22 protein-coding genes are annotated in these 23,978 nt (G+C 42.2%); 15 read left to right on the top strand and 7 right to left on the bottom strand.

Annotation, left to right across the window (positions count from 1 at the left end; genetic code table 11):
- Positions 1-34 precede the first annotated feature (34 nt).
- The 3 genes from FTT83_RS00935 (at position 35) to FTT83_RS00925 (ending at position 3,548) form a co-directional block, all read left to right on the top strand.
- A complete protein-coding gene (locus FTT83_RS00935; protein WP_180176149.1) occupies positions 35-1,750 on the top strand; it encodes an AAA family ATPase in 1,716 nt (571 codons plus the stop codon).
- Positions 1,751-1,862: 112 nt separating this feature from the next.
- On the top strand, positions 1,863-2,846 hold the full coding sequence (locus FTT83_RS00930) for an ion transporter (protein WP_131274806.1): 984 nt from the start codon (positions 1,863-1,865) through the stop codon (positions 2,844-2,846).
- Between the two features lie 339 nt (positions 2,847-3,185).
- Positions 3,186-3,548 carry a hypothetical protein gene (locus FTT83_RS00925; RefSeq protein WP_180176148.1) on the top strand — a complete coding sequence of 121 codons (363 nt, stop codon included), beginning with the start codon at positions 3,186-3,188 and terminating at the stop codon, positions 3,546-3,548.
- Positions 3,549-3,613: 65 nt separating this feature from the next.
- On the opposite strand, the gene metE is transcribed toward FTT83_RS00925, so the two are convergent.
- Positions 3,614-5,905: a 5-methyltetrahydropteroyltriglutamate--homocysteine S-methyltransferase gene (gene metE / locus FTT83_RS00920; protein ID WP_180176147.1), complete on the bottom strand. Its 2,292-nt coding sequence runs from the start codon at positions 5,903-5,905 to the stop codon at positions 3,614-3,616.
- Positions 5,906-6,082: 177 nt separating this feature from the next.
- Between metE and FTT83_RS00915 the strand changes: the two genes are divergently transcribed.
- Entirely contained in the window at positions 6,083-7,003 is a 921-nt protein-coding gene (locus FTT83_RS00915; RefSeq protein ID WP_086195502.1) for a LysR family transcriptional regulator, read from the top strand.
- A gap of 168 nt (positions 7,004-7,171) precedes the next feature.
- Positions 7,172-8,347: an MFS transporter gene (locus FTT83_RS00910; RefSeq protein WP_180176146.1), complete on the top strand. Its 1,176-nt coding sequence runs from the start codon at positions 7,172-7,174 to the stop codon at positions 8,345-8,347.
- Positions 8,348-8,400: 53 nt separating this feature from the next.
- On the opposite strand, the gene FTT83_RS00905 is transcribed toward FTT83_RS00910, so the two are convergent.
- Complete coding sequence (locus tag FTT83_RS00905; RefSeq protein WP_218944694.1) at positions 8,401-8,853, bottom strand: DUF441 domain-containing protein; 453 nt, start codon at positions 8,851-8,853, stop codon at positions 8,401-8,403.
- A 139-nt stretch (positions 8,854-8,992) separates the two neighbouring features.
- On the opposite strand from FTT83_RS00905, the gene FTT83_RS00900 reads away from it, so the two are divergent.
- Positions 8,993-9,703, top strand: a complete 711-nt coding sequence (locus FTT83_RS00900) for a pseudouridine synthase (protein ID WP_180176145.1) — start codon at positions 8,993-8,995, stop codon at positions 9,701-9,703.
- A 3-nt stretch (positions 9,704-9,706) separates the two neighbouring features.
- On the opposite strand, the gene FTT83_RS00895 is transcribed toward FTT83_RS00900, so the two are convergent.
- From FTT83_RS00895 to FTT83_RS00885, 3 genes are all read right to left on the bottom strand, one after another.
- A complete protein-coding gene (locus FTT83_RS00895) occupies positions 9,707-10,150 on the bottom strand; it encodes an N-acetyltransferase (protein ID WP_086195499.1) in 444 nt (147 codons plus the stop codon).
- Positions 10,151-10,246: 96 nt separating this feature from the next.
- The gene (locus FTT83_RS00890; protein ID WP_180041695.1) at positions 10,247-10,582 is read right to left on the bottom strand and encodes a type II toxin-antitoxin system RelB/DinJ family antitoxin; all 336 of its coding nucleotides are present in this window, start codon (positions 10,580-10,582) and stop codon (positions 10,247-10,249) included.
- Between the two features lie 115 nt (positions 10,583-10,697).
- Complete coding sequence (locus FTT83_RS00885) at positions 10,698-11,603, bottom strand: pseudouridine synthase (protein WP_180176144.1); 906 nt, start codon at positions 11,601-11,603, stop codon at positions 10,698-10,700.
- A 150-nt stretch (positions 11,604-11,753) separates the two neighbouring features.
- Here FTT83_RS00885 and tsaE point away from each other — a divergent pair, with 150 nt between their 5' ends.
- From tsaE to hfq, 4 genes are all read left to right on the top strand, one after another.
- A complete protein-coding gene (gene tsaE / locus FTT83_RS00880; RefSeq protein WP_180080434.1) occupies positions 11,754-12,230 on the top strand; it encodes a tRNA (adenosine(37)-N6)-threonylcarbamoyltransferase complex ATPase subunit type 1 TsaE in 477 nt (158 codons plus the stop codon).
- Entirely contained in the window at positions 12,223-14,196 is a 1,974-nt protein-coding gene (mutL, locus tag FTT83_RS00875; RefSeq protein ID WP_180080377.1) for a DNA mismatch repair endonuclease MutL, read from the top strand. Before tsaE ends, mutL begins: the two co-directional genes overlap by 8 nt.
- A 6-nt stretch (positions 14,197-14,202) precedes the next feature.
- On the top strand, positions 14,203-15,147 hold the full coding sequence (gene miaA / locus FTT83_RS00870; RefSeq protein WP_180080374.1) for a tRNA (adenosine(37)-N6)-dimethylallyltransferase MiaA: 945 nt from the start codon (positions 14,203-14,205) through the stop codon (positions 15,145-15,147).
- A 90-nt stretch (positions 15,148-15,237) separates the two neighbouring features.
- A complete protein-coding gene (gene hfq, locus FTT83_RS00865; RefSeq protein ID WP_086195493.1) occupies positions 15,238-15,753 on the top strand; it encodes an RNA chaperone Hfq in 516 nt (171 codons plus the stop codon).
- Between the two features lie 210 nt (positions 15,754-15,963).
- On the opposite strand, the gene FTT83_RS00860 is transcribed toward hfq, so the two are convergent.
- Complete coding sequence (locus FTT83_RS00860) at positions 15,964-17,274, bottom strand: peptidylprolyl isomerase (protein ID WP_180176143.1); 1,311 nt, start codon at positions 17,272-17,274, stop codon at positions 15,964-15,966.
- The gene (locus FTT83_RS00855; protein WP_180174679.1) at positions 17,274-19,721 is read right to left on the bottom strand and encodes an LPS-assembly protein LptD; all 2,448 of its coding nucleotides are present in this window, start codon (positions 19,719-19,721) and stop codon (positions 17,274-17,276) included. The genes FTT83_RS00860 and FTT83_RS00855 overlap by 1 nt, the downstream gene beginning before the upstream one ends.
- A gap of 120 nt (positions 19,722-19,841) precedes the next feature.
- Between FTT83_RS00855 and FTT83_RS00850 the strand changes: the two genes are divergently transcribed.
- The 5 genes from FTT83_RS00850 (at position 19,842) to FTT83_RS00830 (ending at position 23,952) form a co-directional block, all read left to right on the top strand.
- Positions 19,842-20,855, top strand: a complete 1,014-nt coding sequence (locus tag FTT83_RS00850; protein ID WP_180176142.1) for an aminoglycoside phosphotransferase family protein — start codon at positions 19,842-19,844, stop codon at positions 20,853-20,855.
- The gene (murU, locus tag FTT83_RS00845) at positions 20,855-21,544 is read left to right on the top strand and encodes an N-acetylmuramate alpha-1-phosphate uridylyltransferase MurU (protein ID WP_180080362.1); all 690 of its coding nucleotides are present in this window, start codon (positions 20,855-20,857) and stop codon (positions 21,542-21,544) included. The genes FTT83_RS00850 and murU overlap by 1 nt, the downstream gene beginning before the upstream one ends.
- A gap of 84 nt (positions 21,545-21,628) precedes the next feature.
- Positions 21,629-22,261: a 16S rRNA (guanine(527)-N(7))-methyltransferase RsmG gene (gene rsmG, locus FTT83_RS00840; RefSeq protein WP_180080359.1), complete on the top strand. Its 633-nt coding sequence runs from the start codon at positions 21,629-21,631 to the stop codon at positions 22,259-22,261.
- A gap of 24 nt (positions 22,262-22,285) precedes the next feature.
- Positions 22,286-23,068, top strand: a complete 783-nt coding sequence (locus FTT83_RS00835) for a ParA family protein (protein ID WP_180080356.1) — start codon at positions 22,286-22,288, stop codon at positions 23,066-23,068.
- On the top strand, positions 23,065-23,952 hold the full coding sequence (locus tag FTT83_RS00830) for a ParB/RepB/Spo0J family partition protein (protein ID WP_086195486.1): 888 nt from the start codon (positions 23,065-23,067) through the stop codon (positions 23,950-23,952). Before FTT83_RS00835 ends, FTT83_RS00830 begins: the two co-directional genes overlap by 4 nt.
- Positions 23,953-23,978 lie beyond the last annotated feature (26 nt).

Raw genomic sequence — 23,978 nt, 5'->3', positions numbered from 1 at the left:
AGGCTATAGCCGTTAATTTACGGTTATAGGTCTTATGAAACAAGAAACTGCACTCAAGCTTTTGAAAGCGGGCGAAAATGTCTTTTTAACAGGTTCGGCTGGTGCAGGGAAAACCTATACACTCAATCAGTACATCAATTATCTGAAAGCCCGTAAGGTGCCTGTGGCGATTACGGCATCCACCGGTATTGCGGCAACGCATATGAATGGCATGACCATTCATACCTGGGCGGGAATCGGCATCAAGGATTTTCTGGGTGATGCTGACCTGAAAAACATGAAAGAACGCAAGTACCTCAAAGAGCATCTGGAAAATGCCCAGGTACTGATTATTGATGAAATTTCCATGCTGCATGCCAAGCAGCTGAATCTGGTCAATCAGGTTTTAAAATATTTTAAAGAAAGTGATGAAGCCTTTGGCGGGATTCAGGTCATTGTCGCCGGTGACTTTTTCCAGTTGCCGCCAGTGGGTAAAAATGACGAACGTAACCGGGACAAATTCTGCTTTATGTCCGACGCATGGGTGGAAGCCAAATTTCGGGTCTGTTATCTGACCGAGCAGCACCGCCAGGGCAATGACTATTTAAATGATATTTTAAATGCCATTCGCAGCCAAAGCATAAGCGCTGAACATCTTCGGGCTTTGGAACAGACCCGCCAGCAGGATGTGGGAGAAACCTTCACCCGCTTATATACCCACAATATGGATGTGGATAGCATCAACTTTAAGCATCTGAATGCCATTGATGCCGAAAGCAAGCAGTTTGACGCGATCTGTGATGGCAATGACAAGCTGATTGAAACCTTAAAATCGTCCGTACGTGCGCCTGAAAACCTGACTTTAAAGAAAAATGCCAAGGTCATGTTTGTTAAAAACAACTTTGATATGGGCTATATCAACGGCAGTCTGGGCGAGGTCATGGGCTTTGAAGAAGATGATGAATATGGCATTTTGCCCAAGGTAAAACTGACCGACGGTACGGTACTGCTGGTGGAGCCTGAAACCTGGTCGGTCGATAACGATGCCGGTAAAACCATTGCCAGTTTTCAGCAAATTCCATTACGTCTGGCGTGGGCCATTACCATTCATAAATCACAAGGCATGACGCTGGAAGCAGCCGAGATTAATCTGGCACATACTTTTGAAAAAGGTCAGGGCTATGTGGCACTGTCGCGTTTAAAAGCATTAAGCGGCTTAAAATTGCTGGGCATGAATGAACAGGCTCTGGAACTGGACAGTCTGGCCATCAAGGCGGATCGCCGTTTTCAGGAACTGTCGGAAGAAGCGGAAAACCACTTTGAACTGATCGATTTAACGCCGCAGCATAAGGCCTTTATCCGTCATTGTGGCGGCACCCTGAATGAAGCTGAAATTCAGCGTAACGAGAAGAAAATTGCCAAAAGTGGCGGCAAAACCAATTATGCCACTGCCACACTGGATGAAACCCGTGAACTGTTTGAAGAAGGCTATGAAATTCAGGATATTGCCGTTGAGCGCGGTTTGACGCCAGCGACCATTATCAATCATCTGGCGAAATTGCATAAAGAGCAGGGCTTGGACATTTCTGTAGCTCATCCGGGCGATGAGGTGGTGGAACAGGTACGGAAAATCTATAAGCGTTTAATGAAGCGTCAAAGTCCTGAAAACTTTAGTGAAGATGGTGAAATCAAGCTGCGCCCGATTGTGGAAGCGACCAGTCCGCGTATGGGGTACGATCAGGTGCGTTTGGCTTTGTTGTTTGTAGAATAAAGCATCATCAAACTCCTGCTCATGAATGATCAGTCAGGATGTATTGATCATTCATTACATCATCGCAAACTTCGGTTAAACTAAAGTCCTTTCAATCACGATATGCACGGCTATGGCATTTACTACGTGGTATACACTAAGAAAATTCGTTTATAACAATTTACATAATGAAGACTACGAAACAAAATTTAGTCGGGCGATCAACTATTTTTTAATTTTACTGATTCTGGGCAATGCGGCAGCCGTGTTGTTGGAGTCGGTGAATGACCTGTATCAATCCTATACAGCATTTTTCGATTTTTTCGAATATTTTTCCATCTTCATTTTTTCGCTTGAATATCTGCTGCGTTTTTGGTCGGTTGCCGAAGTAAATCCATTTTACAGTGCCTGGAAAAATCGCCTGAACTGGGTCAAAAGTGGTGCCGCAATTATCGATTTATTGGCCATTCTGCCGGCTTATATTAATTTCTGGGTGCCGATTGACCTACGTTTCCTGAGAATTTTACGGCTGATACGACTGTTAAAATTAACCCGTTATTTTGTTTCCCTGCAAATTCTATTGCGTGTGATTGAGCGAGAAAAAGGATCGTTCCAGGCAGTCATTTTTATTCTAGGCATTATGATCATGATGGCTGCTGCGAGTATTTATGTGGTCGAAAGCAAAGCCCAGCCAGAGGTGTTTACCTCCATTCCTGCCTCCATGTGGTGGGCCGTGGTGACCCTGACCACTGTAGGTTATGGGGATGTTACGCCGATTACACCGTTGGGGCGTTTTTTGGGCGCAATTATTACCATTTTAGGCGTCGGGCTGGCTGCTTTACCGGCAGGTATTTTGGCCACTGGACTAACGCACGAACTGGAACAGCGTAAGCAGAATCTGGAATTAAGGTTTAGAGAGCTCTTGCAGAGTTCGGAAATTGATTTATTGAGTGATCAGGAGAAAATAGAGATCATTCGCAAAGAGGTGGGGCTCACTTCGCATCAAACTCGAGATATTGTTTTCCAGCTGCTGCGCGAACAGCGAGAAGAAGCATTAAAGCAAGAACGCGAGCAATATGCCTATTGTCCACATTGCGGAAAAAAATTGCCAGAGTAAGCTGATATTTAGGGTCCGTTGACATTTCACACATGGTTTGCATTGTAGATTAAAATTGATGACTGGGCTTGATTGATGATTAGGCCGTGAAGGATGGGTGATGTCTTCGCTGGAATTGCTGGATTGATGCGTTCCTGACAGGTTGAAATGTGTATATATGGAGCGCTAAGGTTATGGAACTCACTCCAAGGGAGCCTTGTAAAAAATAATCACTTTGAGTCGGAAAAATAATTTGTTATGTTGGTTGTGATTAACCATAAGCTGGGTCAGTTTTAACGTTGAAAAAAACAGGATGATTTTTTCATTCAATGAAAATAAAAAAAATGAAAAGGAAAATATATGAAACAGTATCAGAGAGCAGCGCTTGCCCTAGTAGTGGCCAAGCTGGAGTTTGGCAATCATAAATCAAATATTTATGATTATAATGAAAGTGCATATCCCCAAATCAGCGGTAATGTAAATGCACATGAGGCAAAACTTTATGATTATCAGCGCTCAGCAGTTTTTGAAGGACGAAATACCGGCCGGGAATTTAACCTGTATGACTATGGTCATAGCGAATATATCAGTTTAAAAAAGAAAGGCATAAAAAAATACGAAGGTTACCATTATGGCAACTCAAGTTACTACGAAATTACGATTTCTGGCTTGACTATAACACTGTATGATTTTAGTACAGGACAATATTATAATTTTAGTTAGTTCGCCCTGAGTTGGATGCTAAAAATAGCTCCGATAAAGGAGCTATTTTTATTGTGCGATCTGGATTATGCAGCTTGCAGCTCTTTACGTACTTCTTTGGCCATTTTCACTAGCGTTGCCAGTGCTATTTTCGTCTCAGCCCAACCACGTGTTTTTAAGCCGCAGTCCGGATTGACCCATAAACGTTCAGCAGGAATGGTTTTTAATGCACCATCAATCACGGTACGCATGTTGTCACTGGTAGGGGTACGTGGACTGTGAATGTCATACACACCTGGACCAACTGCATTGGGATAACCTTGCTCGTGGAACACGTCTAACAGCTGTAAACCTGAACGGGAAGTTTCAATCGTGATGACATCTGCATCCATCGCTGTGATTTGTGGCAGGCAGTCTTTAAAGTCTGAATAACACATGTGGGTATGAATTTGCGTATCCACACGTGCGCTGCTTGAACAGTGTTTGAACGATTTTACCGCCCAATCCCAGTATTCAGCCTGATCGGCTTTACGCAGGGGTAAACCTTCACGGAATGCCGCTTCATCAATCTGGATAATTTCGACACCAGCATCTTGCAGATCAGAGACTTCCTGACGGATTGCTTCAGCCAGCTGTAAACATACTTCACGACGAGTCCGATGCGCAGGAGGGAATGACCAGTTTAGAATAGTAACCGGGCCGGTCAACATGCCTTTGACAATCTTGTCAGATAAGGTATTGGCATACTCAATCCATTTCACTGTCATTGCATTTGGACGAGTGATATCCCCCACGATGATTGGCGGGCGAACACAGCGACTACCGTAAGACTGAACCCAACCAAACTTGGATAACCAGAAGCCGTCCAGCAGACCTGCAAAGTATTCAACCATGTCGGTACGTTCGGCTTCACCATGTACCAGAACATCTAGACCAAGTTCTTCTTGCTGTTGAATCGCATATGCGATTCCTTTTTTCATTGCTGCTTCATAGGCATCGTTGGTCAAATTTCCGTTATTCCAGGCTGCACGTGCTGCACGAATTTCAGCAGTTTGTGGGAATGAACCGATGGTCGTGGTCGGGATCAAAGGCAACTTCAGTTTTTCTTGTTGGGCCTTGAAACGAATTTCAAACGGTGCTTGGCGAGATTGGGCCACTAAATCAAATGGTGCATCCACAGCTTTAGAAAGTTTTCCATTTGCATAAATGTGACCGTTTGCTAAGGCGACAAGCTCCTCTAGTTTTTGGCGGGCAAAAGCAAGTTTGCCATCTACTTCAGCAGGAATAGTTTCAGAACGCAGATCAACCGGCACGTGCAGCAATGAACAGCCCGTAGCAAGCCATAAACGCTCACCTAAAGATTTTTGTGCTGTTTGAACAATATCATTCAGGGCCACTAGGTCACTTGCCCAAACACTACGACCGTTGATTAAGCCCAAAGACAAGATTTTGTGTGTGGGTAATTGGTCAATGACTTTTTTCCAGAAAAACTCACCCACTTTTTCACGGGTAATGTCAATGTGTAAGCCTGCAACTGGAAGATTGACAGCAAGATTTAAATTGGCACCTAGAGTTTCAAAATAACTTGCCACAATCAATTTTAAACCATCATGACGTTGTAACAGATAATAAACCTGTTCAAATGCAGCTTGCCATTCTGGTGCAAGATCAAGTACTAAAGCCGGTTCATCGACCTGTACATATTCTACGCCGCGTGCTTTGAGTTCATCGAATAATGCTGCATAAATTGGCAGCAATGCATCTACAAATTTTAAATTTGTCTGATCTGCGCTTATGTCAGCATGATCATTTCCACATTCACAGGCATGTTTTTCTGCTTCTGCTGTATTTGCATCGACAATACGGGATAAATACAGAAAGCTGACTAAACCAGGGAGTACCACTTTAAGTGGTTGATTCAATGCCTTGGCGCGATCGACTTGCGCCAGTAAATCAGAAAAATCAGCTTTAAACTGTTGTGCTGAATTTAATTCAGGTACTAAGTAGTGGTAGTTGGTGTCAAACCATTTGGTCATTTCTAGTGCAGCAACATCGGTGCAGTGGGGTGCACGACCCCGTGCCAAATAGAACTGTTGATCAACTTGATTTAGCTTTTCAGCTTCTTTAAAGCGGGCTGGAATTACTCCTAAACGCACGGCATGGGTTAAAATACTGTCATAAAATACAAAGTCACCCACAGTCACCAAAGATAAGCCGGCATTTATTTGTGCTTGCCAGTTACTTGCTTCTAGCGCTTGGGCTTTTGCTAAAAATTCTGCTTGAGTTATTTCACCTTTCCAATAGCTTTCTTCTGCAAATTTAAGTTCACGTTTTGCACCAATGCGTGGGTAGCCCAAAATATGTGTAGTTAAAGTCATGATATTTCCAGGGAGATAGATGATCTCATTTTGTTGCAACTATCATGAACAAAAATAAAGATGAATCAAACTCATTATTTTCATGTTAAAATTATTTTTATTCATTATGTGATTTTTTGCTTTTGGGCTTCACGTACAAGGCCTCAAAAATTATGCTCTGTTGGAATGACTATTAATATGTTAGAAATTCGCCATTTAAAAACACTGACTGCTCTGCGTGAACATGGTTCACTGGTGGCTGCTGCCAATGACTTGTGTTTAACACCATCGGCTATTTCACATCAGTTAAAAGAACTCGATCACTGGTATGGGGTAGAGGTGGTCAATCGCCGTAGCCGACCGGTCACTTTTTCCAATGTGGGGCAGCGTTTGCTCAAATTGGCAGATGATGTACTGCCACAAATTCAGATTACCCAGACAGATATTACCCGTATTGTGCATGGCCAGACTGGGCGTATTATTTTCTCCTCTGAATGTCATAGCTGTTTTGACTGGTTAATGCCACTGCTCAACCAGTATCGCCACTTATATCCAGATGTAGATCTGGATTTTGCTTCCGGCTTTGAAGCCAATCCACATGAACTGCTGCAAAATGCCGAATTTGACCTGTTAATTACGGCAGATCCGATTGCCTTAAAAGGCATCGAATATTTTCCGATTTTTGAATATGAATCACGTCTGGTCTTGTCGAACACTCATCCACTGGTTCGTGCAGAACGTATTACCGTGCAGGAATTGGCAGAGGAAACTCTGATTACTTATCCGGTAGATAAGCACCGTCTGGATATCATGGCGAAACTGTTTATTCCTGCCAATATTCAACCCAAACAGATCCGGACCACGGATTTAACCCAAATGCTGATTCAACTGGTGGCCAGTGGGCGAGGTATTGCTGCACTTCCAGACTGGGTGGTGAATGAATATGAACAAAAGGGATGGGTGACTTCGCGCCGTTTGGATTGCGTTTCTGCGAGTGGTTTGCGCCGGACCTTGTATGCGGGTTATCGAACTGAAGAAAAAGAAAAAAGCTATTTTGAGGGTTTCCTGAAACAACTGGAAAAATTCTCGCAAAAGCGTAATCCATATTATTCTGCTTAAAAAATCGTGCTTGAATCCTATATAGAATCAAAGCCTTATAGGGAATTTTTTCATGATCCGAGTCAATGCTAGATTGATTGTTGCAAGCTCTTAGCTTATTCAAATCAACGATAAATAATCGTTTTTATTCTTGCTAGTCTAACGCTGGAATTGCCGAAGGAGAAGGTTGTGAGTGCCGTGCGTTGGCTCAGCAAAGATTTATGGATTATTGCAGCAGGATTTGTCGCTGCCATGCATGTAGGCAAGTTGCCACCCGCGGTTCCTGTACTCCAAGCCGAGTTAGGCATCAGCTTGGTACAAGCCAGTTTTTTATTATCTCTGGTACAGGTTGCCGGTATGTGCATGGCACTCGTGCTGGGTAGTTATACCGCTAAAATTGGCTTAAAACGCTGTGTACTATTGGGCTTGAGTTTACTCGCATTCGCCAGTTTTACTGGTGGTTTTGTGCAGGAATTCCCGGCATTGCTGGCACTGCGTGTGGTTGAAGGTTTCGGATTTTTACTGATTACCTTAAGTGGTCCTGCTTTTATCCGCCAACTGGTTCCGCTCGAGCAGTTACAAGCCAAGATGGGGCTATGGAGCGCCTATATGGGAGGCGGAATGGGAATAGGCTTGCTGTGTACGCCATTCCTGATCAATAGTATGGGCTGGCAAGGGGTTTGGATATGTTTCGGGATATTATCACTGGCTTTGGCAGCTGTGATTTACAGGGTTATTCCCGCAGTGCAGACCCATACCCAGTTGGTTGCAGTATTTGATTTAATTAAACTGACTTTAAAACATCCTCCAGCCTGGATTCTGGCCGCTATTTTTGGTGTATATGCCGGACAATGGTTGAGTCTGGTGGGATTTTTGCCCAGCATTTATCAGCAATATCAAATTCCTTTAGCCGTGGCAGGAGCCTTAACGGCAATCGTGGCGATTGCCAATGCTGTTGGCACCTTTGTGTGTGGTTTAATGTTACAGCGTGGTTTGCGGCCTCAAACTTTAGTCCAAACCGGTTTTGCCACCTTAATGGTCTGTGCCCTGAGTTTTTATCTGTTACGCGAATTTTTGCCCTTTATTCTGCAATTTATATTGGTTTTGAGCTTTTCATTATTTGGCGGTTTGGTCGCAGCGGTCGTGTTTTCTCAAGTATTAAATTTTTCCGCAAAGCCGATTGCCATTACCACTACAATAGGATTAGTCTTGCAATTTTCCGCCACATCTCAATTTCTGTTGCCGCCTTTGATTGCCTCAATTGTACTGGCCACAGGTGGATGGTTTTGGGTGGGAATTTTAATGGCAAGCCTATCCCTGATTGGCATGCTTTTAACCAGAATTTTATTTCGAAAAGCTGCATAAAGTGTGCAGATCAAGCCTGTCAATCATCCGTTGTCAGGCTTAAGAATAAAAAATCAAGAATGACCAATAAACAGGGTTAATATCCCTGCTGCAATTAAAGGGCCGACAGGAACGCCGCGCAATACTGCCACACCTGCAACCGTACCAATCAGCAAGCCTGCAACCACGTCAGGCTGATTGCTCATCAGTTTGACTCCGCGTCCACCTAGCCATGCGACCAGTACGCCAATGGCGATGGCAAGTAAGGATTTAAAACTCAAGAAGGATTTTAAAATGGCATCGCCGGGAATTTTGCCACTGGCAATCGGAGTCAGAACGCCAATAGTTAAAATAATGATGCCAATATTTAAACCATGTTGTTGCAGATAGGGAAAATATTCACTCAGCGGGGTAATGCGAAAAACGATCAGTACACCTGCAGCAATCGTTACGGCACTATTATGGCTAAAGATACCACAGGCCAATAAAACCAGCAGGACAATCAGGTTTAAATCGAGATGGGACATTATTTCAAGGGAGAAATTTATAAATCATTACTATTGTATAAGGTTTTGATGGAAGATTTGCCCGAAAAAGCAGGAACAATAAAAATACCCCTCATTTCAGTATAGAATGCGCATTCCGTGAGAGTAAAAGGTTAGGTCTATGTTGTTGGAAAAGATGTTGCAATCCCAGGGTTTTGGTTCGCGTAAACATTGCCAGCAGCTCATTAAAAACGGAGCGATTGCCATTCAAGGGGAAGTCATCAGCAATCCAAAACATAAACTGGATTTAAAGGATTTAACTTTTACGGTCTATGGTGAAACATTTGATTATCGGGAAAAAGTGTATATTGCCTTAAACAAGCCGCAAGGTTATGAGTGTTCACATCAGGCCACCCATCATTTTAGCGTATTTGATTTATTTGATGATGTGCTGATGAATCGTGGCTTGCAGTGTGTGGGTCGTCTAGATCAGGACACCAGTGGATTGTTGTTATTGACTGATGATGGACAATTTCTACAGGCCTTAACCCATCCGAAAAAACATGTGGCCAAAGTTTATCGTATGCAAACCGCTGATGCTGTAACGGAAGAGCATATTCAGCAGTTAAAGCAGGGAGTGGAATTGAGCAATGAATCGGGTATTTTTGCCGCGACTGATATCATTCTACTGGCTGAACATGAATTGCAGCTGACTATTCATCAGGGCGTTTATCATCAGGTCAAACGCATGCTGGCCGCAGTGGGGAATAAAGTAGAGCGATTGCATCGTCAGCAGATTGGCGCTTTGGAGTTAACAGATTTAGAAGAAGGGCATTGGATCTATTTAAGCCCCGAACAGGTGGAATTAGCCAAGACAAGAATGACAGCTTAATTGTTATTTCAGGAAACAATGATAGGTTTGGAATTCATCATCTTTGACAAAACCCATTTTTTGATAAAGCTGATGGGATTGATAATTATTCTTTTGCGTTTGTAGGCTGATACGTTGAGCGTTTTCATGACGTGCAAATAAAATCGCAGTATCGATGAGCTGTTTGGCTGAACCCTGACGACGAAAAGTCGGGGTGACGTAAACATCATCCAGAATGTAATAGGTGCTACAGGCGACTGATGAAAAGCCGAGATATAACAAAATAAAACCGGTAAAAATATCATCTTTTACATGAATGAAAATGATGCTTTCCTGATTTTGAAATCGCTGCTTTAAAAATTGATAAGATACATCCAGATTAGAAGAAGCACCATAAAATTGACGGTATTCATCGAATAAAACAGCAAGGGGGTGTAAATCTTCTAAAGAGGCGCGTCGTACGATCATGCGATACTCCATGCTTTTTTTTTTATAGTCTTTGCATGAAGCATACCTAAGTTTTTATGAGAATTTTTCTAAATTTTGTTTGTAAATGCGACAGTGTTAAGTTTTGTCACTTTCACCCAAAATGGCATTCAGTTCTTCAAAAAGGTCAAGATGGTCGTCATCCAGATCGAAGTCCTGATCATGAGAAACAGCCTGTTCTGTAGAGCTGTTTGAAGGGTTTTGTTGTTGCTTTAATTTTCGGATTTTTTGCAGTTGATCAAGGTTAATATTCTGATTTTCAATAGAAAATGGAATAGATTTTGTTAAAACAACTTGTTTGAAAAATAGTCGGACTGCTTGTGCTGGCGTAATGCCCAATTGTTTAAATACTGCAAAAGCATGCTTTTTTTCTTGGGAATCCAGTCGTATTTGATAAACTTCGGTTTTTCTCATGATTTTTTAAATACGTCTAATTACTTAACTTTTCAGCATTTATTTTAATCAAATTGAATGTAATTTCAATATTCATACGTTCGATTTACCAAAATATTTTGTAATGACAAAGATATTACAACGTTAGGTCAAAATGGGATGAAAAAGTCATGTTCTGTCCACTCAGGGGATCAATAAATGCAATATGTTTGGCTAACAGTTGCAGTGGTGCAGAAAAATCATCTTCTCTTTTATGTTGTACTGTTGGATAAAATGGATCGTTTTTAATGGCAATGCCTAAACTGCTTAAGTGCAGCCGCAGTTGGTGTTGCTTGCCGGTGGTTGGTCTTAGCTCATATTTTCCCCATGCTCTATCATGTTCGATCAGATCAATCTCTGTTTCACTATTTATTTTGCCTTCAACCACTTGCATGGTATAGAAGGGTTCACCTTTTTCCATACGATAACGTGTATAACATGGAAATGTTAAAGTGGCATGAAACGGTGCAATAGCGTGATAGGTTTTTTTTACCTCACGTTTGGCGAACATCTCCTGATAGATTGCACGGCTGGCAACCTGTTTTGAGAATAAAACCACACCGGCAGTTTCGCGATCTAAACGATGAATCGGGGTTAGAAATTCATTGCCGGTCTGTTTTTTTAATCGTACCAGCAGGGTTTCCTGTACGTATTGCCCCGTCGGACTGATGGTTAAAAAATGTGGTTTATCGATGACCAGCAAATGTTTGTTTTCAAATAAAACTTTATGTTCAAACGGAACGGGTATTTCATGGGCTAAAAAACGGTAATAGAACACATGACTATTTTCATTATAAGGTGCATCAACCGTTAAGATATTGCCTGCGGCATCATAAATTAAAGCGTCAGTAAAACGTTGTTGCCATTCAGCAGGCTTGATATGCGGAAATTGCTGACAAAGATATTGATATACACTGTCTGGTGCAGTAGAGGTTTTAGGAAGAAAAACTTTACTTGCGCTAACACCATCAATCATGGGCGGAAGAAATTCAGTACTGGTCATGTGATTTGTCGTAGATCAATCTGCTGTGCATAAAATCACTGCTATTTACAATGAAATGCAGGAAAAGTTCCATATTTGGAAGTGTGAACATGGGCAATAAAGCGGTGCGATGCTATCATAATTGTTCTTTTGAATCTTGTCGTGAGTAATATGCAGTATTCATTTAATTTGGCTTTAAACAATGAAGACGATACCCAAAATTTAGCACAGGTTTTGGCGCAGCATTTTACAACGGGTGTAATTTATTTAATTGGTGATTTAGGCGCGGGTAAAACCACACTGACACGCTATTTTTTGCAAAGCTTAGGCCATCAAGGGGCGGTAAAAAGCCCCACTTATACCTTGGTGGAACCGTATAATATTCATGGAAAAGACATCTTCCATTTCGATTTATACCGTTTAAATGACCCTTATGAACTGGAACTGATGGGCATTCGTGACTATTTGGAAACGCTGAATGCGCTATTTTTATTTGAATGGCCATCCAAAGGTGGCGATGAAATTCCACAGCCTGACCTGATTATCAATATTGAAAAGTCTGAAGATGAACTGATGCGTACTGCTAGTTTAAGTTTCTCGTCTGCAGCATTAAACCAAGCATTAGAGAGCCATTTTAACAATGCGTGATAATTTAAGCGAACGTCGTATTCATACCCTTAATCCTGCACTGGCGAACCAGATTGCAGCAGGTGAGGTGATTGAACGTCCAGCATCGGTGGTCAAAGAATTATTAGAAAATTCAATTGATGCAGGTGCGACGGAGCTTATTATTCGGGTTGAGCAAGGCGGCAGTACCCTGATTGAAATCATTGACAATGGTCATGGGGTTCATCCTGACGATTTGGCTTTGGCCGTCATGCGGCATGCCACCAGTAAAATCCAGACAGCAGAGGATTTACAGGCCATTGTTAGCTTGGGTTTTCGTGGTGAAGCTTTGGCATCGATTGCTGCGGTGTCACGCCTGACCCTGATTAGCAGTCAAAATGATGAAGGTATCGGTTATCAGGTGGAAGTGAATGGCACAGCTTTTGATCATCAGGAAATTCAGGCGGTTGCAGCACAAAAAGGCACCCATATTCGGGTGCAGGATTTATTTTTTAATGTGCCCGCACGTCGAAAATTCTTAAAAAAACAGGCGACGGAATTTGGTCATATTGAAGAAATCGTGCGCCGTCTGGCATTGACCCATTTCGATATCCGTTTTGTATTGGAGCATAACAACACTATTCGTCTCAATTTACCGGTTGCAGATAGCGGTGAGCTGCGTTTTCAGCGTGTGCAGCAGCTCTTGGGCCGACAATTTACCGAAAATGCGTACTGGATTGATGCTGACAGTATCAATATGCGCTTGTCTGGCTGGTTAGGGCATCCCTCAGATGCGCGTGCTCAAGCCGATTTGCAATATGTGTATGTGAATGGTCGGATTGTCAAAGACAAAACGATCTCACATGCCTTGCGTATGGCCTATGATGGTATTTTGCACGGTCATCAACATCCGGCGTATTTGCTGTTTTTAGAAGTTGATCCTGAAAATATTGATGTCAATGTGCATCCAACCAAACATGAAATCCGTTTTTTAAACCAGCGTGAAGTACATGAGTTTGTACGTCATTTTGCTAAAGAAAAATTGTCTGAATTTCAAACGGCCACAGCAGAACTGGCTTCGGCCATGAAAAGGGATGAAGCAGACCAGATTGCTGCGCTGCAGCCGCAACCACGTTATCAGGAACAATTTCAACTGCATAAAGCGGTAGATGCGTATACGCCACAACCGGAAGCGCAAATTTCCACCGATTTGCTCAGTGATTTTAATGCCAGCAGTCCGCAAACGGTACATTATGCTTCATCTCCGGCTGCAAATAGCTATGTGGGTTCACAACAGCTGAATAATGCCCTGAAAAGCTATCTGGCACCGTTAAGAGAAGAAATTGATACTGCTTCTTCTCAAATAAATAGCCTAAGTAATAGTGATAATATTGAAAAGCTGCAATCGACCTATGTAGATGAGCATCCACTCGGGATTGCAATTGCACAGTTACATGGCATTTATATTCTGGCACAAAACTCTGAAGGCCTGATTATTGTCGATATGCATGCCGCACATGAACGCATTGTGTTGCAGCAAATGAAAGCCGCATGGGATAAGCCTGAATTCTGGACATCACAACAATTGCTGATTCCTAAAGTAATTAGTATTAGCCGTATGCAAGCCATGCGGGTGGATGATTTAAAAGAACAGTTGGCACGTTTGGGCTTGGAAATAGATCAATATGGCGATGAGCAGGTGATTGTGCGCGGAGTTCCTGCCATTTTGCACAAGGCAGATTTTGCTGCTTTGGTTCCTGAATTGCTCAATGATCTCGATCCCAATGATGAAGCACAGGGATTGTTGCAAAAGCGTGACCAAATTTTAGCAGGTATGGCCTGTCATGGTGCTGTACGTGCGCATCGTATTTTAAGTCTTTCGGAAATGAATGCCTTGCTGCGCCAGATGGAACAAACCGAATTTGCCAGTCAGTGTAACCATGGACGTCCAACCTGGCGTGCATTTCCACTTTCACAATTAGATAAACTTTTTGCTCGAGGAGAGTAGTTGTACATGTCGAATCAATTGCCGGTCATCAATTTAATGGGACCAACTGCAAGTGGTAAAACCGCTTTGGCATGTGAACTTTATGAGCAGGGTCATTTTGAGCTGATCTCTGTTGATTCTGCGCTGGTTTATCGAGATATGGACATTGGTACCGCGAAGCCAACGAAAGAAGAGCAGGCACGTTATCCGCATCATCTAATCGATATTATCACTCCATTAGAAGTGTATTCGGCCGCCCAGTTTGTAGAGGATGGCTGTAGCTTAATTGATGATATCCATGCACGTGGTAAAACACCTATTCTGGTGGGTGGTACCATGCTGTATTTCAAGGCTTTATTAGAGGGATTGTCAAGTAATTTGCCCAGTGCCGATTATGCAGTACGTGCAGAAATTGAGGCTAAAGCGGAGCGTGAAGGCTGGGAGTCGGTTTATCAGGAATTATGTGAGGTTGATGCTCTGGCGGGGCAGAAATTTAAGGTCAGTGATAAACAGCGCATCATTCGTGCTTTGGAGGTATTTAAGCTGACTGGACAGCCAATTACAAAACTACAAGCTGAACAACCCAAAAATATACCATATCGCTACACATTTCATAATCATGCCTTATTACCTGATCGTGTAGAATTACACAAGCGTATCGAACAACGGTTAAAAATCATGTGGGATATCGGATTTTTACATGAAGTGGAAGGGCTGATTGAAAAATACGATTTAAATGATAATTTGCCATCCATGCGCTCAGTTGGTTATCGTCAAGCTCTAGAATTTATACAAAAAAGTGATCTAAGTATCAAAAAACGACAGGAAATGGAGGATAAGTCTTTATTTGCAACACGACAACTGGCAAAACGTCAATATACTTGGTTAAGATCTTTGCAAGAATCGCATAATTTTAAAACATATTTGACGGTCAAGCAGGCCCAAGAAGACTTGCGAAAGTGTTACGGATAAAGCAAAATTTAATAACTATCTTTTTTATAATTTTTATTGAGAAATAAAGATAGTTTTTTGCGCTGATTTTTAATTTTTTGGAGTTATAACATGTCTAAAGGTCAAACTTTACAAGATCCGTTCTTAAATTCTCTCCGTAAGGAACGTATTCCTGTTTCTATCTTCCTTGTGAATGGTATTAAATTACAAGGTCATATTGAATCATTTGACCAATATGTAGTTTTGTTAAAAAATACTGTAAGCCAAATGGTTTACAAACATGCGATTTCTACAGTTGTTCCTGCACGTAATCCACGTCCTGCTGGTGCTCCTGCTGGTGCTCAAGGTGCTGGCGGTTTTGGTGGTGGTCAGCCTCAAGGTGGCTTCGGTGGTCAAGGTGGCTTCGGTGGTCAAGGTGGCTTCGGTGGTCAAGGTGGCTTCGGTGGTAATCAAGGTGGTTTCGGTGGTCAAGGTGGCTTCGGTAGCCAAGGTGGTTTCGGTGGTCAAGGTGGCTTCGGTAGCCAAGGTGGTTTCGGTGGTCAAGGCGGCTTCGGTGGTCAAGCAAACCCAGGTTTTGAAGGCGAAACAAAATTTGAAGATTCTCAAGACGATGAAAATAATCGTTAATTGTTAATTCTTAAAAGCCTCTCTTTATGAGAGGCTTTTTTATTTTGAAGCAAATGAATGGACTAAAGACTGTAGACAATTCATCTATGCTTGCTCAATTTGGGCATAAATTTATATATGAAATATCAATAAACCTTAATCAGTTTTCTTGTGGGTAATAAAAAACCAGTTGCTTAAACAACTGGTTTTTGGGCTCAAATCAATTGAGGCTTATTTATTTTTTTTACGGTCTAGATTTGGGTCTTTGACTTCTACAAAGGCATTACTACGAATTTCACGTAACCAGCTATCCAGTTCAGCATCGAATTGACGTTCACCCAGAATTTGACGTGCCATGCGTTGTTGATATTCACGCGTCATATCTTGTTGGCGCATATCTGTAACCTGAAGAATGTGCCAGCCAAATTGAGTCTGGAAGGGTGCACTGATCTGACCGACAGCCGTGTTTTTCATTTGCACCTCAAATTCAGGTACCATAACGCCCGGGTTCACCCAACCTAAGCTGCCGCCATCACGTGCAGAACCTGGATCATTGGAAAAAGTTGATGCCAATACGGCAAAATCTTCACCCGCTTTTAAGCGGTTATGGATACTGTCAATTTGTTGTTTGGCATTTTCAGGACTTACTACTTCCGAAGGCTGAATGAGAATGTGACGTGTCTGGTATTGCGATACGATCGCTTTTTGCGCACCACCTTTACGTTCAATCAATTTTAACACATGAATACCGTCTCGCACTGGAATCAGGTCTGTAGTCTGACCTTCTTGCAACGTACTTACACGGGCTGCCAGTTCAGCCGGGATATCAGACAGGCTTCTAAAGCCCATATCTGCACCCTCCACTTTAACTGTCTTGGTAGTGAACTTTTGGTCAATCGCTTTAACATCATTGCTGTTATTCAGTTCAGCTTTGACAAGTTTTGCAGTTTTTTCTAAGGCTGCTTGGTCATCACCAGATACACGGATATGAATAACATGCGCTTGGTTCCCTAAAGCGGCTTGACCTTGTGGCGTCTTTAAGAAGTTTTCTACATCCTGATCGCTAATTTTAATACGGGACATCACCACTTGTTGACGCAGGCGATTAATTGCTAAATCTTCTGCAATGCGATTGCGCAAGGATTCGTAAGTCCCCGGTGCAATACCATCAAGCTTTTGCTGGAAGGCTTCTAAACTTTTGCTTCCAGATTGACCTGCAACCTTAAGCACAGCTTCATTCAGTTCTCTTTCATTCGGCTTAATATTGTAGCGTTTAACCTGTTCAAGTTGTGCTTGACGAATAATGAGCTGGTCAAGTGCCTGTTGCTGTAAATATTGTTCTGGTGGCAGCTGTTTTTTTTGTGTTTCTAATTGATGTTTGAGTTCTGCGATACCTTGTTCTAAATCACTTTTTAAAATGACACTGTTATCTACCACTGCAACCACTTCATCTGAGGATTGAGCAAATGTAGTCATTGATGAAGATAAGGCTAAAGCAAGCGCAGTCGCTTTAAAAAAATGTTTTAACTGTATTGTCTTCATTAACGTTGTGTCCAAGATTGATTAATATTATTGAAACCTAAAATACGGTTTTCTAGTAAAGATGAAAGCTTGTTGTTGAAGCCGCCTAAGCCTTTGAGGCTAATTTCCGCCATAATGGCACGTTTGGGTGAAACACCATCATCGTTCACGTTGTCCAGGTCATTATAGTAAGAGCGGCCATATACCGAAATGCCCCAGCAACAGGACTCATAATTTACACCGAGTAAATACTCACGAGCGACATTATTGTCCATATCATATTGTGCATGACCTAAAATACGCCAGTTATTTGCTACAGGTTGAATGAATGATGCGACAACCTGATCATACTGGTCTTGACGGTTCGGAATGTCTTTGCGGTAGAAATAACCCAAATTATAAAGATTTCCCTGATTACCTGTGTAATACAATTGCAGATCACGCTGTGCATTATCACCATTCGACATCCATGCAGAATTTGCACCAACGGTGAAATTTTGTGACAGTTGGCTAGAGACACTTAAAATAGGGCCGGTACGACGTTCAGTATCAAACTGATCAGCTTTATTTTCTAGCGTTACCCGGCGATCTTCAAAAAAGAAGCTTTGACCCACGCTGGTTTTTAAGCGTTCTAAACCTACTTCATCAAACAGACTATAACTTAGTCCTAAAGACAGAAAATTATTGTCTTCTAAACGGTCATGTCCATAGAAACGACGTGGACTGAATAACTGATCATAATTGATGGAGGCAGGAGCCGAGTCAAAGTTTGGATGTCCATCCTGGTTTTTATACGGTGCATAGGCATAAAAAGCGCGAGGAGTAAGTGTTTGCAGATATTTACCTTCTTTTTCAAAGGTTAAACCGGTATCTAAAGTGAATTGGGGGACGGTGACGGTCTTTGTTTCATCTGATGAGCTAATATTCTGAGCAGCAATCGTATTTTGATCATATACGGTATTTATATTGCGCAGTGAAATCTCAGGAATCATAAATGACCAAGGAGTACGATAGTTGTAACGCACTGCAAAATCATTGTAAATACGGGTACCGCTTGGTTCGTTGTTTGGGCTATTGAAATCAGTAATATCTTTTTTAAAGTAAGCGGTGTCATTATTGAATTCATATTGCAAACCTAAGGGATTGCCAGTTTTATAATTCAATAAAAATTGTGGTAGACGTGCATAAGGGCGGTCTACAGATGAAACGGTATTATCGAGCGTTTGGAAATTTTCAACTTTGAGTTGCGCAGATAATCCTGGAATTCCATTGCCGTAATTGAGCTGCCAGGCACGGCGCAAGTTTAATTCTGTTTTTGAGTTGGGATTGTTATTTAAATCAGAGAAATAGTCTTTATCTGAAACATAGTTATATTCAATATTGGTAGAAAACTGGTTGTTGATTTGCCAGTTATGTAAGAATTGCAAGCCTTTACGGTCTTGGTCATTATATTCGTTATCTGCAGCCAAGTAGCCGCCCGATACTCTGCCAGTGCCGTAATTTTTCGTTAAATAGCGGAATTCGCCTTCAAGCATTGCGCCGCGATTACCGATATAGCGCGGTGTAAGGGTTGCATCGTAATTAGGTGCCAAGTTTAAATAAACAGGAACTGTAAGTTCTACGCCACCATCGTTGGTAAATCCAAAACCTGGGGTCAAAATACCGGTAGTGCGACGGTCATCAATCGGGAAGTTGAAATAAGGTACTGCAAGCACCGGTACTTCTTTGACATAAAGTTTGGTACCGCGCGTTTCACCGCGTCCGGTTTCTTTATTTAAGGTAATTTTATCAGCCTGAATTTTCCAGCCTGGTTTTTCATCGGGTGGACAGGTGCTGTAGGTAGCGTTATTCATCACCACCACATTTTCTGAAGTGCGGGTGATTTTTTCTGCACGGCCATGTGCATGCTGCTCTTCAGAAATATAAAAGCTGTTATTTAAATCGCCTTGCTGGGTCTTTAAGTTGTAATTGATCTGGTCACTTTGTGCCAGTAAGCCGGCTTGTGCCATTTGCACGCGACCTTGTGCATTTGCGTAGGTTTGGGTCTGGTCGATGGTGATTTTATCGGCACGAATTTTGCGGCCTTGCTGGTCAATTAATACATTGCCTTCAAGAACAGAGTCGCCATTCGGGTCAAAATGACCATAATCTGCAGTCACTGTAGATGTGGCATTGTCTGGATCTGCAGCTTTGGTCTCCGGACTGATTGGTGTAATCCAGGCGCCTTTGCAATAAGCAGAGCTCAAATACTGTCCCTGACGTTGTTGAGCTTCAGGTGCTGATTTGTCTACATAGTATTGTTCAAAAAATTGTTGTCCAGGATATGACTCCTGAATACTGTCTTTCATTTTTTGGTTGTCGACAGTCGAAGCTGGAATTGTAGATTCAGCATAGCTTGAGATCGAGCTGCCACATAAAAGGGTTAAAATAGCAGTCGCTAAAGGATTAAATTTAAACTGATGCTTCATTTGTATCATTAACCAAGTATGCTTAATCGCAATTAATTATTCTCGCATCATAGAGAAAAAGTTGATAAGTGGCTACACTTAGCACTTTAAAAACTCAGCCTGTATTAGAATTTATCGCAAATGAATACACAACGTGAACAATTGATACAAACATGGATTACATCTGTACTTGGTTCAGATCAATTTGAGACGCATTTTTTGGCAGGCGATGCAAGCTTCCGTCGTTATGCACGAATCAAATTGAATAATAAAACATTTATGCTCATGGATGCACCACCAGAAAAAGAAGATTGTGTGCCTTTTGTGACGATTGATGAATTTTTTGATCAGAATGGTGTGCGTGTGCCGCATATTGTTGCCAAAGACCTGGAACTGGGTTTTTTGCTACTCGAAGATTTTGGTGATGTCTTACTTTCGACCTTGCTGAATGAGCAAACGGTAGATACTTATTATGTACAAAGTTTTAAACAGCTGATTCAATTACAAGCCATTGATGGGACAAATCATTTTCCAAATTATTCTTATGAAAAACTGATTTCTGAAATGGAACTGTTGACCGACTGGATGTTGCCGTCATTGCAGATTCAGCCAACAGCAGAAGAAAGTGCCTTAATTAAACGAACCTTTGCTATTTTAGCCAACGCGGCTTTGGCGCAACCGCAAGTCATTGTACATCGCGACTTCCATAGCCGTAATTTAATGAAAATTGCAGGCGAAACCGATCTGGGTGTGATTGACTTTCAGGATGCTGTAATTGGTGCAGATACTTACGATTTGATTTCAATTACCCGTGATGCCTATGTGCAATGGAATGCTGACCGTGTTTATACATGGTTTAAAACCTTCTATGATCTGTTGCCTGAATCGGCAAAACAGGACCGTGATTTTGAGCAGTTTAAAAAAGATGCCGACATGATGGCGATTCAGCGTCATATCAAAATTTTGGGTATCTTTGTGCGTCTGTTCGAACGTGATGGCAAGTCTGGCTATTTAAAAGACCTACCTCGTGTGATGTGGTATTTACTTGAAGAAAGTAAGCCTTATACAGAATTACAACCGTTTATGCAGTTTATTGAAGCCAGGGTTATGCCGAAATTTGAAGCAAAATACGGTGGTTATGAGGTTGCTGCATAATGAAAGCCATGATTTTAGCGGCAGGGCTGGGTAACCGTATGCGTCCACTGACCCTGCATACGCCAAAACCCTTGCTGGAAGTGGGTGGAAAGCCCCTGATCGTTTGGCATATTGAAAAACTGCAAAGTATTGGCGTCACTGAAATTGTCATCAATACGGCCTGGTTGGGCGAAAAACTGGCCTCAGCTTTGGGTGATGGGTCAGAGTTTGGCGTCAATATCTTGTGGTCACATGAAGGTGAAGGACTAGAAACTGCGGGGGGGATTATTAATGCCTTACCGCTTTTGGGCGAAGAACCTTTTATTCTGGTCAATGGTGATGTCTGGACCACCATGGATTTTGCGACCTTATTTGATGTGAAATTGCAGGATGACCTTGCTCATCTGGTTTTTGTCGATAATCCGGCTCAACATCCCAACGGTGACTTTATCCTTGCTCATGGCCGGGCTTATACTTTTGATCAGGCACAGCAAGGTGAAGCACTGACTTATAGTGGCGTTGCGGTGATTCATCCTGCGATGTTTGCAGGCCTGGAAAATGGTAAACGACCACTGGCACCTTTATTAAAGCAAGCGATGCTTGAACAGCAAATTACTGCATCCAAAATGCAGGGTGTCTGGGTAGATGTTGGCACTCCCGAGCGATTAAATGTACTGGATCAACAAATTAAGCAAGGCTTGTACGATTAAGTGCATATTCACTAAGCACAAGCTACTGTGACTTGTTGTATAAATCGGTATACTTCCATTAACTTTTCGAGACGTTATTTGTATATGCACCAGTTTTTCAAAGAACTTAAGCAGGGTAGTCAAGCTTTGGGTTTGGAGCTTAGCGATGAGGCTTTAAATTTATTACTCAAATACCAGGATGCTTTGGTACTGTGGAATAAAGCATATAACTTGACCGCGATTCGTGATCCGAAAGAAATGCTGGTCAAGCATCTGCTGGATAGCTTGAGTATTTTGAAAGATTTGCCTCAAGGTCGTTTGCTGGATATCGGAACCGGTGGAGGTATGCCAGGCATGATCATTGCATTATGTCAGCCTGAGCGTCAGTGTGTGTTGCTAGACTCGAACGGTAAAAAAATCCGTTTCCTGAAACAGTTTATTGCCGATTTAAAACTAAAAAATGTGGTTGCCGTACAGACGCGTGTCGAAAATGAGGAAAGCATTCAGGAGCTGGGTCAGTTTGATGTCATTACCAGTCGAGCATTTGCCTCTTTAACTGATTTTGTTGCCGCTTCTAAACCTTTTATGCATGCGCACAGTATTATTGCATCGATGAAAGGATTAATCCCTGCGGATGAAGTAGAGGCTTTAAAAAATGAATTCAGTTTTGAGATTATTGAACTGAAAGTTCCGCGTTTAGACGAACAACGTCACTTGCTTTTATTGAAACATATTTAATTTTTTCGAAGGATTGGGGTCACCATGGCACAAATTATTGCGATTGCGAACCAAAAAGGTGGCGTAGGTAAAACCACAACCGCAGTAAATTTGGCAGCATCGTTAGCTGTTTTGAAAAAGCGCGTTTTACTTGTGGATATGGATTCACAAGGCAATGCCACGATGGGGTCCGGGATCCAGAAAAACGATCTTCTATATTCGGTTACTGATGTGTTGTTGGGTGAAGTTCCGATTGAGACTGCAATTACCAAATCAGAAGTCGGTTATAAAGTTCTCGGGGCTAACCGCGATTTGGCGGGTGTAGAACTGGCGATTGCCGAACAGGATGGCCGCGAATATATTTTGCGTGAAGCATTGCAAGAAATAGAGTCTTCTTTTGATTATATTATTGTTGACTGTGCGCCCAGCTTAAGTCTGATTACGGTGAATGCCTTGGCTGCCGTACACGGTGTAATGATTCCGATGCAATGTGAATACTATGCTCTGGAAGGTTTGGCGGATTTAACCCAAACCATTGACCGTATTCAGCAAGCCCTAAATCCGGATCTGCAAATCGTGGGCGTTTTGCGCACTATGTACGATGCACGTAATGCTTTAACCCGTGATGTTTCAGAAGAGCTGGAGCAGTATTTTGGTAAAAAACTCTACGATACGGTGATTCCGCGTAATGTACGTTTAGCTGAAGCTCCTGCACATGGTTTGCCGATTATCTATTTTGAAAAAAGCTCCAAGGGTGCAGTTGCTTACCTGAATCTGGCAGCTGAAATGTTAAAGAAAAGTAAAGTAAAAAAAGGAAGTAACGCATGACCACAAAAAAACGCGGATTAGCAAAAGGTCGTGGTCTGGATGCCTTGCTTGGCTCAATCCAGAAAGAAAAATTACAAATGGAAGCTCAAGCGTTAGATCATGGTCAGCTGAAACAGATTAATGTCCATTTACTCAAGCGCGGTGAATATCAACCGCGACGTTTTATTCATGAGCAAGATCTTCAGGAACTGGCAGCATCGATTGAAAAGCATGGGGTGATGCAGCCGATTGTGATTCGTCCAATTGATGATGAAAAGCATCCCTATGAAATTATTGCCGGTGAGCGTCGCTGGCGTGCAGCACAACTGGCGGGTTTGACAGAAGTTCCTGCAATTGTTCGTGATTTGAATGATCAGGTTGCCATTGCCTTGGCATTGATTGAAAACATTCAACGTCAGGATTTAAACCCGATCGATCAGGCGATGGCACTCCAGCGTTTTCATGAAGAATTCGGTTTAAGTCATCAGGAAATTGCTGATACTGTCGGTAAGGCGCGTACTACAGTCAGTAACTTGTTGCGTTTACTGACACTGGCTGAATCGGTAAAAGACTTCATGCAGCAAGGTTTGCTGGATATGGGGCATGCGCGTGCTATTCTGACTTTAAAGGCTAAAGATCAGCTTAAGGTTGCAGAGCATGTGATTGAGAAAAGTTTATCTGTACGCCAAACCGAACAACTGGTGCGCGACTTGAATACGCCAAAACAAGAAAAACCGAAAGCTGAAATTGCACCCGATATTCAGCAACTGACACAGCGTCTGGCAGAGCGTTTCAGCGCAGATGTGAAAATTGATCATAATAAACAAGGCAAGGGGAAGCTTGTCATTCAATACCATTCACTTGATGAATTGGATGGGATATTAAATATCTGCTTTGCAGAATAATTTTTAAAATTTTTATTGGGGAAAAC

It is taken from the genome of Acinetobacter sp. YH01018 (assembly GCF_013420295.1).
GTDB lineage: Bacteria > Pseudomonadota > Gammaproteobacteria > Pseudomonadales > Moraxellaceae > Acinetobacter.
Note: the sequence above shows the minus strand (reverse complement) of the source record. Positions and strands in the feature narration are given on the sequence as shown.

Coding starts and splice junctions, on each gene's coding strand:
- FTT83_RS00915 (WP_086195502.1), top strand. CDS start 6,083: ATGTTAGAAATTCGCCATTTAAAAACACTGACTGCTCTGCGTGAACAT.
- FTT83_RS00900 (WP_180176145.1), top strand. CDS start 8,993: ATGTTGTTGGAAAAGATGTTGCAATCCCAGGGTTTTGGTTCGCGTAAA.
- FTT83_RS00860 (WP_180176143.1), bottom strand. CDS start 17,274: ATGAAGACAATACAGTTAAAACATTTTTTTAAAGCGACTGCGCTTGCT.
- FTT83_RS00890 (WP_180041695.1), bottom strand. CDS start 10,582: ATGAGAAAAACCGAAGTTTATCAAATACGACTGGATTCCCAAGAAAAA.
- FTT83_RS00930 (WP_131274806.1), top strand. CDS start 1,863: ATGGCATTTACTACGTGGTATACACTAAGAAAATTCGTTTATAACAAT.
- FTT83_RS00905 (WP_218944694.1), bottom strand. CDS start 8,853: ATGTCCCATCTCGATTTAAACCTGATTGTCCTGCTGGTTTTATTGGCC.
- tsaE (WP_180080434.1), top strand. CDS start 11,754: ATGCAGTATTCATTTAATTTGGCTTTAAACAATGAAGACGATACCCAA.
- miaA (WP_180080374.1), top strand. CDS start 14,203: ATGTCGAATCAATTGCCGGTCATCAATTTAATGGGACCAACTGCAAGT.
- FTT83_RS00885 (WP_180176144.1), bottom strand. CDS start 11,603: ATGACCAGTACTGAATTTCTTCCGCCCATGATTGATGGTGTTAGCGCA.
- FTT83_RS00935 (WP_180176149.1), top strand. CDS start 35: ATGAAACAAGAAACTGCACTCAAGCTTTTGAAAGCGGGCGAAAATGTC.
- FTT83_RS00850 (WP_180176142.1), top strand. CDS start 19,842: ATGAATACACAACGTGAACAATTGATACAAACATGGATTACATCTGTA.
- hfq (WP_086195493.1), top strand. CDS start 15,238: ATGTCTAAAGGTCAAACTTTACAAGATCCGTTCTTAAATTCTCTCCGT.
- murU (WP_180080362.1), top strand. CDS start 20,855: ATGAAAGCCATGATTTTAGCGGCAGGGCTGGGTAACCGTATGCGTCCA.
- mutL (WP_180080377.1), top strand. CDS start 12,223: ATGCGTGATAATTTAAGCGAACGTCGTATTCATACCCTTAATCCTGCA.
- FTT83_RS00895 (WP_086195499.1), bottom strand. CDS start 10,150: ATGATCGTACGACGCGCCTCTTTAGAAGATTTACACCCCCTTGCTGTT.
- rsmG (WP_180080359.1), top strand. CDS start 21,629: ATGCACCAGTTTTTCAAAGAACTTAAGCAGGGTAGTCAAGCTTTGGGT.
- metE (WP_180176147.1), bottom strand. CDS start 5,905: ATGACTTTAACTACACATATTTTGGGCTACCCACGCATTGGTGCAAAA.
- FTT83_RS00855 (WP_180174679.1), bottom strand. CDS start 19,721: ATGAAGCATCAGTTTAAATTTAATCCTTTAGCGACTGCTATTTTAACC.
- FTT83_RS00925 (WP_180176148.1), top strand. CDS start 3,186: ATGAAACAGTATCAGAGAGCAGCGCTTGCCCTAGTAGTGGCCAAGCTG.
- FTT83_RS00835 (WP_180080356.1), top strand. CDS start 22,286: ATGGCACAAATTATTGCGATTGCGAACCAAAAAGGTGGCGTAGGTAAA.
- FTT83_RS00830 (WP_086195486.1), top strand. CDS start 23,065: ATGACCACAAAAAAACGCGGATTAGCAAAAGGTCGTGGTCTGGATGCC.